This is a genomic window from Geomobilimonas luticola (genome assembly GCF_018476905.1).
In the GTDB taxonomy this organism is placed as follows: Bacteria; Desulfobacterota; Desulfuromonadia; order Geobacterales; family Geobacteraceae; genus Geomobilimonas; species Geomobilimonas luticola.
Genome location: NZ_JAHCVK010000001.1, coordinates 795,159 through 811,549, shown reverse-complemented (window position 1 = coordinate 811,549; position 16,391 = coordinate 795,159). Strand labels below are relative to the sequence as shown.

Annotated in this window: 15 protein-coding genes; 3 read left to right on the top strand and 12 right to left on the bottom strand. The window is 61.7% G+C overall.

Annotated features, from left to right (window positions below):
* Positions 1-419 precede the first annotated feature (419 nt).
* From KI810_RS03785 to KI810_RS03755, 7 genes are all read right to left on the bottom strand, one after another.
* Entirely contained in the window at positions 420-1,328 is a 909-nt protein-coding gene (locus KI810_RS03785) for a GGDEF domain-containing response regulator (RefSeq protein ID WP_214174124.1), read from the bottom strand.
* Between the two features lie 160 nt (positions 1,329-1,488).
* Complete coding sequence (locus tag KI810_RS03780; protein WP_214174123.1) at positions 1,489-1,854, bottom strand: translation initiation factor Sui1; 366 nt, start codon at positions 1,852-1,854, stop codon at positions 1,489-1,491.
* A 16-nt stretch (positions 1,855-1,870) separates the two neighbouring features.
* Positions 1,871-2,323 carry a hypothetical protein gene (locus KI810_RS03775; RefSeq protein WP_214174122.1) on the bottom strand — a complete coding sequence of 151 codons (453 nt, stop codon included), beginning with the start codon at positions 2,321-2,323 and terminating at the stop codon, positions 1,871-1,873.
* A gap of 84 nt (positions 2,324-2,407) precedes the next feature.
* Positions 2,408-2,968 carry a hypothetical protein gene (locus KI810_RS03770; protein WP_214174121.1) on the bottom strand — a complete coding sequence of 187 codons (561 nt, stop codon included), beginning with the start codon at positions 2,966-2,968 and terminating at the stop codon, positions 2,408-2,410.
* The gene (gene hslO / locus KI810_RS03765) at positions 2,965-3,855 is read right to left on the bottom strand and encodes an Hsp33 family molecular chaperone HslO (RefSeq protein ID WP_214174720.1); all 891 of its coding nucleotides are present in this window, start codon (positions 3,853-3,855) and stop codon (positions 2,965-2,967) included. The genes KI810_RS03770 and hslO overlap by 4 nt, the downstream gene beginning before the upstream one ends.
* Positions 3,846-4,391 (bottom strand): hypothetical protein, encoded by a 546-nt coding sequence (locus KI810_RS03760; protein WP_214174120.1) that lies wholly within the window; start codon positions 4,389-4,391, stop codon positions 3,846-3,848. Before KI810_RS03760 ends, hslO begins: the two co-directional genes overlap by 10 nt.
* 69 nt (positions 4,392-4,460) lie before the next feature.
* Positions 4,461-6,833, bottom strand: a complete 2,373-nt coding sequence (locus tag KI810_RS03755; RefSeq protein ID WP_214174119.1) for a peptidase U32 family protein — start codon at positions 6,831-6,833, stop codon at positions 4,461-4,463.
* 240 nt (positions 6,834-7,073) lie between these two features.
* Here KI810_RS03755 and KI810_RS03750 point away from each other — a divergent pair, with 240 nt between their 5' ends.
* Entirely contained in the window at positions 7,074-9,251 is a 2,178-nt protein-coding gene (locus KI810_RS03750; protein ID WP_343213462.1) for an ATP-binding protein, read from the top strand.
* Positions 9,252-9,263: 12 nt separating this feature from the next.
* Here KI810_RS03750 and KI810_RS03745 read toward each other — a convergent pair whose 3' ends face one another.
* The 4 genes from KI810_RS03745 to KI810_RS03730 all read right to left on the bottom strand — a co-directional run bounded on the left by KI810_RS03745 (position 9,264) and on the right by KI810_RS03730 (position 12,839).
* Entirely contained in the window at positions 9,264-9,683 is a 420-nt protein-coding gene (locus tag KI810_RS03745; protein ID WP_214174118.1) for a hypothetical protein, read from the bottom strand.
* A 55-nt stretch (positions 9,684-9,738) separates the two neighbouring features.
* Positions 9,739-10,230 (bottom strand): hypothetical protein, encoded by a 492-nt coding sequence (locus KI810_RS03740; protein ID WP_214174117.1) that lies wholly within the window; start codon positions 10,228-10,230, stop codon positions 9,739-9,741.
* Between the two features lie 81 nt (positions 10,231-10,311).
* Entirely contained in the window at positions 10,312-11,331 is a 1,020-nt protein-coding gene (gene aroF / locus KI810_RS03735; protein WP_214174116.1) for a 3-deoxy-7-phosphoheptulonate synthase, read from the bottom strand.
* Between the two features lie 299 nt (positions 11,332-11,630).
* A complete protein-coding gene (locus KI810_RS03730; RefSeq protein WP_214174115.1) occupies positions 11,631-12,839 on the bottom strand; it encodes an RCC1 domain-containing protein in 1,209 nt (402 codons plus the stop codon).
* Here KI810_RS03730 and KI810_RS03725 point away from each other — a divergent pair.
* Both KI810_RS03725 and KI810_RS03720 read left to right on the top strand, forming a co-directional pair.
* A complete protein-coding gene (locus tag KI810_RS03725) occupies positions 12,838-13,500 on the top strand; it encodes a YqaA family protein (RefSeq protein ID WP_343213461.1) in 663 nt (220 codons plus the stop codon). The genes KI810_RS03730 and KI810_RS03725 overlap by 2 nt on opposite strands.
* Before the next feature lie 40 nt (positions 13,501-13,540).
* Complete coding sequence (locus KI810_RS03720; protein WP_214174114.1) at positions 13,541-14,854, top strand: M16 family metallopeptidase; 1,314 nt, start codon at positions 13,541-13,543, stop codon at positions 14,852-14,854.
* A gap of 22 nt (positions 14,855-14,876) precedes the next feature.
* On the opposite strand, the gene KI810_RS03715 is transcribed toward KI810_RS03720, so the two are convergent.
* Positions 14,877-16,331, bottom strand: a complete 1,455-nt coding sequence (locus KI810_RS03715; protein ID WP_214174113.1) for a transglutaminase-like domain-containing protein — start codon at positions 16,329-16,331, stop codon at positions 14,877-14,879.
* Positions 16,332-16,391: the final 60 nt, after the last annotated feature.

Sequence of the window (16,391 nt, the reverse complement as noted above, 5' to 3'; positions counted from 1 at the left end):
ATCGGCGAGAAAGTCATGATAGTCCCACTTGAAGCTATCCTTCGAGTCTCCGAGGTATTGTAGTTTCATTTTTCTCTTTCCCTATAACTAGTTATTGAGCAGTTAGAGCCTGAATTGCCCCTAGTTTTCTAGACGCTCCCCCTTGCAGCTTTTGCGATGCACTTCATAACGCAAAAAACCGCCCGGCCGGCGTATTGCCGGCGTGGGCGGTTTCAACGAGGTAAGAAGGCTGTTCATGGCGCGCTCCCGGACGGTGACGCATTCAGAAAGATGAGACGTTTGTAACCCTCCGCGTTCCGGCTGTCAAGGGGAATATGGCAGGAAAGGGGAAGGGGAGCCCTGCCGCGTCGTCAGACAAAAAAAAGCCTGCGTGAGCAGGCCGTTGAGAGCTTTTCGTCTTTTCCCGGTAGCGCCGGAACTCAGCCGTCCATCTCCACCCGGTTGCGTCCCTTTTCCTTTGCCCGGTAGAGGGCTTTGTCGGCGGCCTTCACCAGCGCGTTCGCATCCAGCCGGTTGTCAGGACTGCTCATGGCGAGGCCGAGGCTGATGGTGACCGGGATCATCCCCTCCGGGGTATCCATCGGTTCGCTGCATATACAATAGCGGAGCCGTTCCGCCAGCCCTTCGGCGTCCTTCCGCTCGCATCCCTGCATGACGATCAGGAATTCCTCCCCGCCGTAGCGCCCCACGTAATCGTAGGAACGCATGAGGGAGAGCATCCTTTCCGAAGACTGGCGGAGCACCGCATCCCCCACCAGATGGCCGTAGGTGTCGTTGACCATCTTGAAATTGTCCAGATCTGCCATGATCAGGCTGACACAGGCACGTTCACGCTGCGCCCGCGCCAGTTCGTCCACGAGGATGCGGTAGATCTCCGCATGGTTCCAGAGCCCGGTGAGGGAGTCGCGCGAGGCCTTCGCCCGGAGTATTTCCCGGGCCATCAGCAGTTCGTCCTGCAGCTCCAGGATCCGCCTGCCGGCACGCAGCCGCACCCGCAGCTCGTTGCTCTTGAACGGCTTGGTAATGTAATCGTCGGCGCCCGATTCCATGCCGGCAATGATATCCTGCTCCTTGTGCTGGCCGGTGAGGAGAATTATGTAGGTATAGGGTTCTTTCAGTTCGGCCCTCACCCTTTGGCAGATATCCACACCGTTCAGACCCGGCATCAGCCAGTCCAGGAGGGCAAGCCGTGGCGCATCCTCGGAATTCAGCGCCTGCCACGCCTCGTTGCCGTCCCGGGTTTCAATGACGTCGTAGCCCCATCGGGACAGATAGAGTTTCAGAAGATTTCGAAGGCTGGTATCATCTTCTGCAATCAATAACTTCATGGTTTTCCCTTGCGTGAAGTTCCAGGTCCCGGCATCAGGGGAACTGCCTGCGGGCCTTTATCATAGTTGCGCCTAATGAGATTAACACACTCAAAGCGTTGTACAATCACGGGCGTAAAAAAACGCCTGCTTTGTGGCAGGCGTTTTCCCGCTCCGCTTGTCAGCCGCCGGCCTTTTTCACCCGGTAGCCGCGCTTCTCCAGTTCACCCACCAGCAGGTCGCGATGCTCCCCCTGGATCTCGATGACCCCGTCCTTGACGGTCCCACCGGTGCCGCAGCGCCGCTTCAGCTCACCCGCCAGGGTTTTCAGTTTTTCCTCGTCCAGGGGGAGGCCGCTGATGGTAATCACCGATTTTCCCCCCCGCCCCTTGGTCTCCCGCCCCACCCGCACGATGCCGTCACCCACCGGTGGCGCCTTGGACGTGCGGCAGGCGCACTTTCCCGCCGGCTGGCCGCAGCCGGGGCAGATGCGCCCCTGCTCCGAGGAGTAGACGAGGCGGTAATCGTCGGACCGGCGTGTGGTCATGGCCTTGCTCCCCTTCTCATTTGCACTCCACCTCCCGGATCATGTCGAGCCGCGAGTCGGGGGGGATATCCTCCCATTCGGTCTTCCCCGCCAGGTCGAATTCGGCGATGGCCTTCCCCTCTCCGTCCCGATGCACCACCCGGGTGAGGCGGCTCTTTACCCCCTTGCAGTCGATGTCATAGCTGAAGAAGGAGACGGCAAGCCCTTCGTACTTCCTGGCATTCCCCAGGAGTTCCAGGGTCTCCGCCTTCCCCTCCGGCAGGTACACCAGACGAGTCAGCACTCCCACCATCCCCGGTGCCGGCCGGGCCACCGCCGATTTGTCATAGGTGAAGGTGGAATGGTCCGGGATGGAATCCACCTCCGCCCATTCCGGTTCTCCTCCCCGGGCGCTTCCCGTGAAGCCGGGCATCATGCCTCCCGCCAGCAGTGAAAACACCATAACCGCCATGAATTGTCGAAGTATCATGTTTGTCCCCCTTTTCGTTTTCCTCGTTCCAGTCTACCCCGGAACTGCCGCCGCTTCAAATCCTTTGCCGATTACTTTTATGTTTCAGACAAACAGCCCCGCCAGTTCGCTCCGCCACACCCAGGCAAGGGCCAGCAGCGTGCCGTAGAGCGCCACCCCGGAAAGGCTGGAAAAGGCGACCCGGAGGTCCTGGGCCGAGGGGACCGCGCCGGCCGCGCAGAGATAGACCGCCAGGTAGAGATACAGTGCATGGTACAGGTCGGCGGGAAACCAGGTGAACCAGTGGCGATAGAGAAACCAGGCGAGGGGGATGAGGAGAAGCGGCGCCAGGCCGGTCGGGAAGGAGGCAATGATGCCGGCATTGCGTAGGGTCACCGAGCCGAGCACCCAGCCGCGGCGCACCGTACCGTCCGCCAGCGGGATGAAGCGCGGCGTCGGTATGATGCTGAAGCCGGTGGGGCGGCCGCCGGTAATGAAGGCGACGACCAGGTGGGAAAGCTCATGGAGCAGGGTGGCGGGAAGGGCATAGAGTATCTGCCAGAGGGGACCGGCGGTGCCGATCCGGCCATGGACGGCAGTCAGGACGATGACCAGGATGAGCCCGAAAAAATGATCGGTTGTCGCGTCAATCCCCCCCGGATTCATGGCAGCTCGGCGAGAAGCCGCTCCAGTTCGGCCCGTTCGAAGTGATACCGTTCCCGGCAGAATTCGCAGGTCACCTCCGCTTCACCTTGCGTTTCCAGCAGGGAGGTCAGTTCCTCCCGACCGAGGGAGATGAGCACCCGCTCGATCTTTTCCCGGCTGCAGGAGCAGGCAAAGGCCACCGCCCGCTTCTCCAGGGTGTCGCAGGGTATCCCCTCGAACAGCCTTTCCAGGAGCAGTTCCGGCGTCTCCCCCCGGAGCAGGAGTTCGGACAGGGGGGGGAGTTCGGCAATCCGCTCCATGAGCCGGTCGATGGCCGCCTCATCCTGAGGGGGAAGGGCCTGGATCAGGAAGCCGCCGGCTGCCGCCACACTGCCGTCCGTCCCCAGGTAGACCCCCAGTCCGACCGCCGACGGCACCTGTTCCGAGTCGGTAAGGTAATAGGCCAGGTCCTCGGCGATCTCGCTGGAGTAGAGCTGCACCGTGCCATGGTACGGCTCTTTCATCCGCAGGTCCCTGGTGACGGTGAGAAAGCCGGCCCGCCCCAGAGCTCCCGCCACGTCCAGCTTGCCGTTCCGGAGGGGAAGATCGACGGCAGGCTCTCCCACATACCCCCGCACCGCGCCATTGCTCTCCGCCTCCACGAGAATCTTCCGGATCGGCCCGTTCCCTTCGAACTTGAGCCCCACCCGCTGGCCGGTCTTGAGGAGCGCCCCCATGAGCACGCCGCCGGTCAAGGCACGTCCCAGGGCTGCCGACGCCGTGGGACTGGTTTCGTGACGGCGGCACCCCTCCCGGACCAGTTCCGTCGTAACGCAGGCCAGGGCCCGGAAGCTGCCGGACCGGCTGATGATCCGCACCAGGTAATCGCGGTAATCGCTCACAGGCAGACCCCCAGACGTCCCACCAGTTCACCTTCGCGGAGAGAGAGTTCCTTCACGGTGAGCATGTCGGCAAGCCGCATCCCTTTCAGGCTGTAGCTGAAAAATTCGGCCAGGCGCGGCACCCGGGCCAGGTCACAGGCAATGACCCCGTCCCGGCAGGAGAGAAAGGGGATCTTTCCCACCAGGCGGGCGGTCACCCACTCCAGATCCAGGGGTTTGATCTGTTCCACCTGCAGGTAGACCTGCTTCTCCCACGTGGTAAAGGCGACTTTCTGCACCGTGAACCGGGCCGTGAACGGAATGGCAAAGGGGAGAAGCCGTTTCTTCACCTCACCGGCGATCTCCCCGTAGCCGTCGAAAAAGCGGAGGGAAAGTCCCCGCAGTTCCTCGTCCATGGCAAGATCCAGAAATTCCCGCTGGAAATACTCCTCCGTCACCCGGAACTCCCGCCGCGTCACCACTTCCTTCAGGCGCTGGTCCTTGAGCAGTTCCTTGAACGCCGGGTTCTTCAGGGTGTTGTTCAAACGGTCGAAAATACCCACCTCTATCCTCCGAAACCTTGTTCAACATTGAAGGACAGAACCCTGAACCTTGAACGTTGAACGGTTTTTCTAAACAAGCCCCATGGTGAAATTGAACTCCGACGTCCCCGCAATCTCCTGCCCCCGGCCGAATGCCTCCAGGACAGAGGGCCACTGGTCCGGGGGAACGCCGGAGAGGTCGACGATGAAGCTGGAGCACCCCATCTCCTGCAACCGCCCCCGAAACCGGGTGAGGGAGAAGCGGCGGGTCGGGGTTATCACCGTCAGGCCGTCCTTTACCGTCACCTCGTACCCGTCACCCCGGTCGGAAAGGACCGGCGCATCGTTCTTGACGCTCCGGATGGCGATCTTGGAAGTGATGGCAGGAACCCCGCCGTACACCAGCACCCGTCGGCCGATGGGAAGGTCCGCCGCCAGGAGTGCCGCCATGTTCTCCCCATCGTCTTCGATATAGAGTGTGGCCGCAACCGCACCCAGTTCCTGCCAGGACTGGAGCGCCTGGCTGTTGAGGGAGAAGAGCCGGTAGTCGGTTGAAACCTCCACGTCCAGTCCCTTGAGCAGGGGGAAGTGGGAGAGGTTGGCCGCCTCGAAGCGGCGGAAGCCGGCCGCGACGATCTGTTCCGCCCCCTGCCGGTAAAAAGGGAGGTCCGCCTCGAAGATAATGAAGGGAAGCCGCCAGAGCACCTGCTCTTCCCGCCCCCGCAGCTTCCGGGCAAAGAGCGGCAGCTGGTGGAGGTTGGCGCGGGAGACGGGGAGGCCGATGACGTCCACCCCCTCCCGGTGGAGGAGATGATAATCCCGCAGATGTTCCAGGCGGAGGATCAGCTCGCTGCGACGGGAATTCCGGGTCGGCCGCGGCCTCACCAGCTCCGCCAAGGCACCCCTCTTCGCCGCGCCGCGCCGTTTCTGCAGGTCGGGAAGCACCCGGTCCGCCAGGGACTGGTAGAACTGGCGGCGGATATCCTTGAGCCGGGCCGGAGGGATGAGCACTGCCGGGAAGCCGACGGCGGAGAGGCTTCGCAGTTCGAAGGGGGTGTCGCCGCTCCGGGAGAACTGGGCCTGGAGCACCCCGGCCATGTCGCTGGTGCGGGCCGGCTCCAGGACGCCGAGGGGGTACTCCTCGACGATCTCGCACCCGGCAACCCTTCCTGTTATCCGCATGACGTCACCGTCGAGGGCGAGGTTGAGATCGCAGGGGAACTTGCCCCCTTTCACCCCCTCCAGCCGCTTTCTGCAGGCGCTCTCGCTCATGGTGAAGGCGGTTTCCGAGGAGACCTTGAACACCGTGTCCCCTATCTTGAAGGGGAAGGGGGAAACGGTGCTGACGACGGTTTTTTCCCGGACATTCTTCACCTGTTGCCGGCCGGTGTACAGCTCCTTGATGGTAAAGGCGCGCCCCGCCATGTCGCTTTTCGGCTGGACCCGGATCCGGTCCCCCACATGGAGGCGGTCCCGGGTTTCGAAGCTGATCCGGTCCCCCTGGATGGCGCGGATTTCACCGAGAAAACGGCCGGTGGCCCCCTTGAGGGACGGCGTAGCGATGTCGGTCGGCTGGTGGGAGGCGAGAAATCCCTTGGTGGGAACTCGTCCGAAGGAGAGCTTCAGGAGCTCCTTGGCCCCGGCAATCGCCTCGTCGCGCCGGTGGGGAGGAGCATCGAGGACGAGCCGGTAGGCGCCGATGACGCTCGCCACGTACTCGGCCGATTTCATCCGCCCTTCGATCTTCAGGGAGGCGACCCCCGCCTCCACGAGTTGGGGGAGCATGTCGATGGAGGAAAAATCGTTGGTGGAGAAGTAGTACCCTTCCTTCCCCCGGTAGGTGTACTGGCGGCGGCAGGGCTGGGCGCAGCGCCCCCGGTTGCCGCTGTGGCCGCCGAGGAAGGAGGAGAAGTAACATTGTCCCGAGATGGAGAAACAGAGGGCGCCGTGAATGAAGCACTCGATCTCGGCCGTACTCTGTTTCGCGATGGTTGCGATCTCGTCGATATGGAGTTCCCGTGCCAGCACCACCCGCTGAAAGCCGAGCTCCTCCAGTTGGCGGACCCCGAGCGAGTTGTGGATGGTCATCTGGGTGGAGGCGTGGAGGGGGATGCCGGGGAAATGCCGGCGGATGAGGCGGGCCACCGCCAGATCCTGGAGGATCACGCCGTCCGTCCCCATTGCCTCCAGGTCCGCCAGGGTTTCCACCAGCTGGGGGAGTTCCTGCTCCTTGACGAGCGTATTGAGGGTGACATAGACCCGGCGGGAGAGAGAATGGGCGTAGGCGGTGAGCCGCTCCATCTCGTACAGGGTGAAGTTCTTCGCTTTGGCCCGGGCGGAAAATTCCTTGAGGCCTGCATAGACGGCATCTGCCCCCTTTTCCATGGCAGCGAAAAACGACTCCAGTGATCCGGCCGGAGAGAGGAGCTCCGGTTTTTTCCGTTCGGTTACGATAGGTGACATCCTTTCACACTACCCGATGCAAAAATTTGCGTCAAGTTCCATTCCCCCCACCAACACTGACACGCGCTGGCCGGTTTTTCACTTCGTCATGTATTTTCTCCGGAGAAGGGCTGACAATTCTGCACTCCTTTGCTAGAATATGGTGGGCGCAGCGACGGCTGTCACCGCGCCTCCATTCTGCAATGCTGCTTTCGTCCTTACGTATGTCCGTCACTATTTGCCACGAGGAGAGAAGGAAGAGTGAAAAAGCGCCCCCGGGTCCTGAACAATAACTACGGCTCCCTGATCCCCCTCAAGATCGCACTGATTTATGCCGCCGTGGCCGGGCTCTGGATACTCCTTTCCGACGAACTGCTCCATCTGCTGTTCAAGAACCCGACTACCATCACCCGGATTTCCATCGCAAAGGGGTGGCTGTTTACCGTCGTAACCGCCAATCTGCTCTATTTCCTCGTGTACCGCTATGTCAAGGCCCTCCAGCGCAAGGACGACAATCTGTTCGAGGTCGTCCAGGGGGTATCGGCGACCACCGGCAAGGCATTCTTCCAGTCCCTGGTCCGGAAACTTGCGGAGCTCCTGCGGGTCGATTATGTCCTGGTCGGCGAACTGACCGGCGAAGGACTGGCAAGGGTGCGGACCATTGCCGTATTCGGCAAGGGGAACCCCATGGAGAACTTCGAGTACGACCTGGCCGGGACCCCCTGCGCTGACGTTACCCAGGGAGAGGGGAGGATTTGCTGCTATCCGGCGGGCGCAGCACGACAGTTTCCCCAGGATCATCTGCTTGCCGCCATGGGGATTGAGAGCTACGTCGGTGTACCGCTATGCGACTCGGAAGGGCATGTCCTCGGGATCATGGCTATTTTAGGTTGCCAGCCCCTTGAAGGCAAGGACGAGGCGGAGGCAATGTTCCGGATCTTCGCGGTGCGGGCCGCGGCGGAACTGGAACGGAAGAAGCGGGTGGACGACCTGCGGGCCGCTGAAGAACGTTATCGCCTCCTGTTCGAGAGCAATCCTCACCCCATGTGGGTCTACGACCTGGAAACCCTCGCCTTCCTGGCAATAAACGATGCAGCCGTCAGCCACTACGGTTATTCGCGCGAAGAATTTCTCGCCATGACCATCAGGGATATCCGTCCTCCCGAAGACCTCCCCCGGCTCCTTGACAGCATTGCGCAGGTTCCCCCTGGACTTGGCCAGTCCGGGTACTGGCGACACCGGAAAAAAGATGGCACGGTGATCGACGTGGAAATCACCACGCATACGTTAACCTTCGACGGCAAGGCGGCCAAACTGGTGCTGGCCAATGACGTGACCGAACGTCGGCGGGCCGAAACAGCCATGCTGACCCAGTTCAGCCAGATCAGCACCATTTTCGACTCCCTCAATGCCATCGTGTATGTCGCCGGCCTGGAGGATTACCGGCTTCTCTACATGAACAACTACGCTGCCACCCTCTTCGGCGGAGACTGGCGGGAAAGACCCTGCTACGAGGTTCTTCAGGAGGGGCAGACCAGACCCTGCGACTTCTGCACCAATGACCGGCTGGTAAAGGATGGCGAGCCGCTCCCCCCCTGTGTCTGGGAATTCCAGAACACCAGGACCGGCAGATGGTACCAGTGCACCGACAAGGCGATCCGCTGGATAGACGGTCGGCTGGTGAGGATGGAGATCGCCGTCGATATCACCGAGCACAAAGACCTGGAACGGCTCAAGGACGAAATGGTCTCCGCCGTGAGCCATGAAATGCGTACTCCCTTGACGGCCATGCTCGGCTTTACGGAGTTCATGCTCGAGAACGAAGTCCCGCGGGAAGAGCAGCAGACCTATCTCGGCACCATGCAGCGCGAAACGCTGCGGCTCAACGAACTGATCGGCAATTTCCTCGACCTGCAGCGTCTCAACGCCCGGCGCCAATCATTCGTCTTCGCCCCCCTCGCCATGGAAGATGTGATAGGAGAAGCGGTCGCCCTGTTTCAGACCGCATCGGAAAAGCATCACCTTGTGATCGACTGTCCCACCGGCCTGCCGAAGGTGCATGGTGACGGCGCACAGCTATACCACGTGCTCACCAACCTCATTTCCAACGCCATCAAATATTCACCCTATGGGGGCACCGTCACCATCGGCGCCCGCCACGAAGAGGAAATGGTCATTGTCCGGGTGCGGGACGAAGGGATTGGCATTCCAACGGAGGAACTGGAGCGGGTCTTCGAGAGATTTTACCGCGTGGACAATACAGACCGCCGGACCATCGGCGGAACGGGGCTGGGTTTGTCCCTGGTCCGGGAAATCATCCACGCCCACCAGGGGAGGGCCTGGGTCGAAAGCAAGCCGGGGAAGGGAAGCTCTTTTTACATCGCGCTGCCGGTGGCGGCGAAGGAGACCGCGGAATCAGCCCCCTCCTCAACTGCCTGAAATCGGCATACCCTATTCCTGCCGCAGGGGTATCTTGCGCGGAACACGTTGCGGGTTGGGGGCAGCGAGGGTGAGGATGTCGACGGCCGGTACTTTCCAGACGCCATGCTCCCGCACGAGGGAAAAGACATGGTTCACGAAACGGACCCCGAATCCTTCCGCTTCCAGCCCTACCCGCGCAGCGAGGGAAACCCTCCCCTCACCCTGCCAGGTCACCTTGACATCCTGCAGCTTTTCCCAGCAGCATGCCGGAACGCGGCTGGCATACACCATCCGTTCGAGGAAGTAACCACGGCTGCCGTCAGAAGGGGTCACCCGCAGGGAAAGGAGCTCGAACTCTTCGCCGCGCCAGAGGTCAAGGATCTCCTCAAACCCCTGACGCGCGGCGATCTCATCGTCCACCTGGTCGGCCAGAAGCTTCGGCGCGGTCATAAAGAGACAGCACACTGTCAGAAGCAACAGCCATAACCACCGCTGGTGAAAAGTTTTATCTGCCGTTCTCCCCATGGTCGCTCCGGCGCTTTGTCACATAGCGCTTTTTCTTGCTCACCGCAGCGAGAGAGACAACGTCCGCCTGGGCCAGCCGCCACGTATCTCCCTGCTTCACTACCTTGAAGGTACGGGTGAGGTATTCGGTCCCGACCCCCTCTTCGAACCCGAGTTTGGCCCGGACCGTCGCGCTCGTTTCGCTTTTCACCGTCACCCGTACCTCCTGCACCTTTTCCCAGCAGCAGGCGGGACGCCTGGTCGCCAGTTGCATTTTTCTGACGAACGTCTCCTTGCTCTGCTTGCCGCCGGGAACCACCTGTTCGTAAAGATCATCATACCTGCCATCCCGCCACAGGTCGAGGGCAAACTCCATGTCCCGCTTGACCTCGGCCTCTACGCCACTGTCGGCGGAGGCGGCCGGCAGTTCCCGCACCGTCCCCGCAAAACAGGCAATACCTACCAACACCGCCACTGCCATGAGCTTTCCCATCCCCACCCCCCTATGATGAAGTTTTTCTCATGGTAATGAAAAGTTCCCGGCAGGGCAAGCATAAAAGCGGTCAGGCCGACGTCACAGCTCGCGCTCCATCGCCGGGGCGATGCGCCGCAGCTGATCCATCAGTACGGCGAATTTCTTCGGCTTCAATGACTGGGGCCCGTCGCTGGAAGCCCTTTCCGGATCGGGATGGACCTCGATAATCAGCCCGTCGGCACCGGCAGCCACGGCGGCGCACGCCATGGGTGCCACGTAGTGGTAATTGCCGGTGCCGTGCGACGGATCGGCGATGACCGGCAGGTGGGTCCGCTCCTTGAGGACCGGTATGGCGGAGAGGTCGAGGGTGTTGCGGGTGGCCGTTTCGAACGTGCGGATACCCCGCTCGCAAAGGATCACTGCCTGGTTCCCCTCGCTCATGATGTACTCAGCACTCATGAGGAACTCCTGGATGGTCATGGACATCCCCCGCTTGAGGAGGATCGGTTTCCTCAGCTGTCCGACCTTCTTGAGGAGAGCAAAATTCTGGGCGTTGCGGGCACCTATCTGGAGAATGTCGGCGTACTCCGCCACCAGGTCCGCCGTCTCCGGGTTCACCACCTCGGTGACGACGGGGAGCCCGGTTTCCGTCCGCGCCTTGGCAAGGAGCTTCAGCCCATCCTCTTCCAGTCCCTGGAACGAATAGGGTGAGGTTCGCGGCTTGAACGCCCCGCCGCGCAGGATATGGGCCCCGGCAGCCTTCACGGCGATGGCCGATTCGATGATCTGGCGCTCGCTCTCCACCGAGCAGGGGCCAGCCATGACGACGATCTGCCGACCGCCGATGGCAACCGTGTCGCTGACGGCAATCACGCTCGACTCTTTCTTCACCTCTTTCGAAGCGAGCTTGTAGGGCTGCAGGATAGGAACGACGCTCTCGACCCCGTGCATCGACTCGATGGTCTGGAGGACCAGCTTCCCCCGTTCGTCCCCCACCGCCCCGATCACGTCCCGGGTCGTGCCGTGGATGACATGGGGTTTGTACCCTAGTTCCTTTATCCGCTTCAACACCTCGTCCCGATCCTTTTTAACCGCACCCGCCTTCATGACAATGATCATCTCCCCTCTCCTTTCCGATTCCCGAAACGCACAGGGCCGGAGATTTCTCCCCGGCCCTGTCGATACTATCCCAGTATCTGAAAAAGAAAAAGCCGGGGATGGATTCGTCCACCCTCGGCTTTCGGTTTGTTTGATGTGGTGTGCTTCCCTACCTCAAACCCCTACCCTGGGCAGACGGCCGAAAATAAAAGCCGTACCAAAAGTAAAAGTTAAAATAGCTGAAGCCCGTGGTTACCATGGCGCCATCTTCGCGTAATCGTCCCGCGTCTGTCAAGAGAAAACTGCCTGTGCCCGCACCGTCAGGGTTTAACGACCACTCCCGGCACCCGGATCGCGGTCTTGCTGTAGAACAACGGCGTGCTTGATGTTGGGACACCGAGTTGTTCGTACTTGTTGTCGCCCCATGTCCAGACGGCTCCCGAGCCATCAATGGCTATGGTATGGTGTCCGATGACGACGATTCTCCGGATACCGGTCAAGGGTTGCGCCGTACTGTTAGCGTCAAGATACACGACCTGGACCGGCGTAGTCCTGAACCCCGTGCTGGAGATGGCGTCGTTGTTCCCCAGCTGGCCGATGCCGTTGAATCCCCAGGCCCATACGGTCCCATCCCCCTTCAGGGCAACGGTATGGTCGAGGCCGGCAGCGACTGCGGTCACATTGGAAAGCGGGGTCACCCCGTCCGCCATGACGACCGGGACCGGCAGCAGACTGGAGATGATGGTATTGTTCCCCAACTGACCGAGCGCGTTGTATCCCCAGGACCAGACGGTCCCATCCCCCTTCAGGGCGACCGTGTGGCTTCCCCCGGCCGCTATGGCTGTCACGCCGGCAAGCGGCGTGTTGCCGGCATCCGTCACCACCTGAACCGGTACGGCACTATTGGCCGTGCCGTTGTTCCCCAGTTGCCCGAGACCGTTGTACCCCCAGGACCACACGGTCCCATCCCCCTTCAGGGCAACACTGTGGCTTCCGCCGGCCGTTATGGCGGTCACACCGGCCAGGGAATTGACCTGTACGGGGGCACTCTGGTTTGTATTCGTGGAGTCCCCCAACTGGCCGGACCCGTTATATCCCCAGGACCAGACCGTACCGTCCGACTTGAGGGCGAGGCTGTGCTGGCCCCCTCCGGCAACGGCCGTAAGTCCCGTCAGGTTGACAACCCGGACCGGACTCATGCGCGCGGTCGTCGACGTATCCCCCAGCTGGCCATAGCCGTTGTTCCCCCAGGCCCAGGCGGTCCCCCCGTTCTCATTGGTTAACGCCAGGGTGTGGGTCCCCCCCGCCACGGCACTCTTCAGGCCGGTGGCAAGAGAAATGGTGACGGGAGCCGGGCCGCTGTTTATGGTGTCGTTCCCCAGCTGCCCGTAGGAGTTGTTCCCCCAGGTGAGGGCGGTGGAATGGTTGGAGAACACCACGCTGTTGCCGTAGAATATGCCGGGAGCCGTGGTGGAGACAGCGACGGAAGACGAACTTTTTCCGCCGCATCCCTGCAGCAGCGCCGTCATGAGAGCGCCCGCGATTATCCACGTGCACATCCTGGAGATGGTTCCCATAAAACGTCCTCTTTTCCTCGTCAGACAGAGTAACTTCGCCTGCGGATTTAACACCAGCCGCCGTAAAAAGTCAAGCCGGCTGGCTGAAAACGGGGTATTCCCTTCTGCCAAACCCTTTGACAACCTCCCCCCTTTCCGCTACCTTGACACCATGCATGATCTGCTTGCCAGTTTCGGTTATCCGGGGCTCTTTCTGCTCAGCTTCCTCGCCGCGACCCTCATCCCCCTCGGTTCGGAATGGCTGGTGGTGGCAATGCTCCTCGACCGGCACAATCCGTTCATGACCGTGGCGGTAGCCACCACGGGCAACTGCCTGGGGGCCTTTACGACGTATCTTATCGGCAGATACGGCGGGCCATGGCTGACAGAAAAACTGCTGCGTATCGACACCGCCACAAGGGAAAAGGCAGAGCTATTTTATGACCGTTACGGTTCCTGGTCCCTCCTCGTATCCTGGCTGCCGGTTGTCGGCGACCCCCTCTGCCTGGTGGGTGGGATATTACAGGTCGGGATGCGGCGTTTTACCCTGCTGGTCCTGACCGGCAAGCTTGCCCGCTACACCGTGGTCGCCTGGCTTACGCTGCGCGGGGCGGATTTGCTGGCAAAAGGGTAAAGGGTTTCGACACACATCCTCCCCAGTTGAAAGGATAGCCATGATCACCAGCCGGTCCACGACCCTTTCCAACGGCCTGCGCGTGGTGGCGGTTGAAATGCCCCATCTCCACAGTGCCGAAATCGCGGTCTACCTCAAGGTCGGCGGCCGCAACGACAGCCGGTCCACGGCCGGCCTTGCCCATTTCCTCGAGCACATGCTGTTCCGCGGCACCTCCGAGCACCCCACCTCCCTTGAACTGGAAACCGCCTTCGAGGCGCTGGGAGGGAACGTCAATGCGGCCACCGACGAGGAGTCTACCTGCTACTACACCCGCATCCATCCCCGCCACGTGGCCGAGGGTTTCCGGCTTTTTTCCTCCATGCTGCTCCGGCCGGCCCTGGCCGGCCTTGAGGTGGAAAAGCGGATCATCACCGAGGAAGCCCTGGAGGACATCAACGAGCGGGGAGAGGAGATCAACCCCCACAACCTGGCAAGCCGCCTGCTCTGGCCCGACCAGCCTCTGGGGATGCCGACCATCGGCTACCTTGACACCATCGCCGGCTTCACGGTCAACGACCTGCGGAACCATCTTGCCCGCTACTATGTCCCGTCCAACGCCGTCGCGGTTGCGGCAGGCGCCATTGAAGCCGACCGGGTGTTTGCCGCGTGTGCCACCGCTTTCGGCGACTGGCAGGGTGCGCCAGCACCCGGGGCCGAGCCCGCAACGGGGGGACAGAAGAGCGCCGCCACTCTCTTTGTCAGGGATTCGGACAGCCAGGTCCACCTACAACTCGCCTTCCGCGGTTTCGCCCGCCAGGACCGGCGCATCATGCCGACCCGCCTGCTGCGGCGCATCCTGTGCGGCGGCGGCAGCTCCCGCCTTCATCTCGCCCTGCGGGAGGAACTGGGCATCGTCTACGCGGTGGACGCATCCATTTCCGCCTACGAGGAAACGGGCAGCTTCGCCATAGAACTCTCCACTGCCCAGGAGAACCTCCCCCTGGCGGTCGCACGGGTGCTGGAAGAGACGGGACGCCTCGCGCGGGAGCCCGTCCCCGCTCAGGAACTGGAACGGGTCCGCCAGGGATATTTCTTCGACCTGGAGTACAGCAGGGATTCCACCTACGAGATGCAGGTGCGCTACGGCTGGGGAGAACTGATGGGAATGGTGCGGGACACGGAGGAGGACCGGGCCGAAGCGGCATCCATCGACGCGGCAACGGTTCAGTCAACGGCGGCAGTCCTGTTTGCCCCGGAAAACCTCAACCTGGTTGCGGTCGGGCCATGGCGTGCCGACATGAAACGACAGGTGGAAAAACTGGTAAAGGCCTACGCCAGGGACTTCCCGTGCGCGTTATCATGCCGCTGCTGACCGATTGAAGTCCCGCGCCCGGTCAGTAGCGCTGCTCCACAACCCGCGCCGAAATTTTCCCCACTAAACCTGCAATGGCCGCCATCTCCTCCGGCGAATCCCCTTCCACCAGCTTGATGTGGGTGACATCAGCCGGCACTTGGCCGAATGTGGGGTCCACGGCCACCCATCCCCCTGCGAAGCTCTCCGCCCAACTGTGATAGAGGAACCCCTTGCCGGAAACGTAGACCAGCCCCGACACGAAACGGGTCGGAATGCCGGCCGCCCTGGCCAGGGAGGCATAAAGCCGGGCATGAGACTGGCAATTCCCCTTGCGGCTTGCCAGCGTTTCCAGGGGGGAAAAACTGTCGGTCACCGCCTCGTCCACATTGGCGGCAACCCACCGCACCAGCCAGTCCAGCTTGCCGCGCGGTGACTGCTCAGAGCCGATGATTCCGGGAAGAAGGTCCTTGATCTCCCTGCTGTTGGAGAGTATCCGCCCGGTTTCCTGCAGATAGGGAGAATGGTCTTCGGTACCGTTCTTTTCCCCGGCTGTTCCCGCGCCACGTTCAACCGTCACGACCGCCCGCCCTTCATCCCCGCGCACAACCGTCTGACCCGCCCCTGCCGGCAGGATGAACCCGGCCGGCAGGGGCGACAGCTCGACCACCAACTGCCGCACATCCGCCGGACGCTCGATCGGTGTCGCAACCTTGATGAGGCTGAAGTCGAGGACCAGGTCGCGTTTCGCCACGGCCGCCTCGGCGAGGAAGCGTGCAGCGCTGGCGGCATCTTCGGCCTCGGTTACGATCAGGTCGTTGCGCACCGACTCCCGCACCGTATTCCCCGCGTCATCAACCCAGACATCATTGTCCACGAAGGGATAGAGGTCGTTGCGCAGATGGGTCGCCATACCCCCTGCGGGAAGAGGCTCCCGGCCGATGACCCGTATCTCCACCGACTTGACCTTCACTGCCTCGACATCGAGCACCGACACCTGGATGGTTTTTCCCGGCGGCGTCCCCCGCAGGAGGGGAAGAAGGTTCAGCGCGGCCATGGGATAGACCGGCACTTTCGTCTTGAGGAGCTTCTCTTTCCGACTCCCCGCCGTGTCGACGGTCACCTTGACCCCACGGGTGGTCCTTTCGCCGGTAACCTGCATGTGACTTCCGTCGATGGTCTGGGAGACGCTGAACGACTTCAGGGCCAGGTCCCTTGTCACCCGGTAGTTTTCCTGGGACGATGCCTCACGGGAAAAGCCGAGCACCAGCATCTTGACACTTCCTTCACCGGAAATGCTGTACCCCTCCGGTACGGAATCGATGGCGAGACGGGAAAATCCTGTCCGCTCTCCGTTCATGCTGATACTGAACCAGCGCACTCCGAGGGGAAGCTGGGTCAGGGAAGGCGTTGGTCCGGCAAAAGCGGTGATGGAGAGATGCAGAAGAACGCACGAGACGAAAAACGACAGGAACAGGGAACGCCGACAAGCCTTCATAACGGGAATTCCTTAAGGGTGGGGAGGGAGTGCAGTCTTTACAGTCTGCCGTTTAAACTG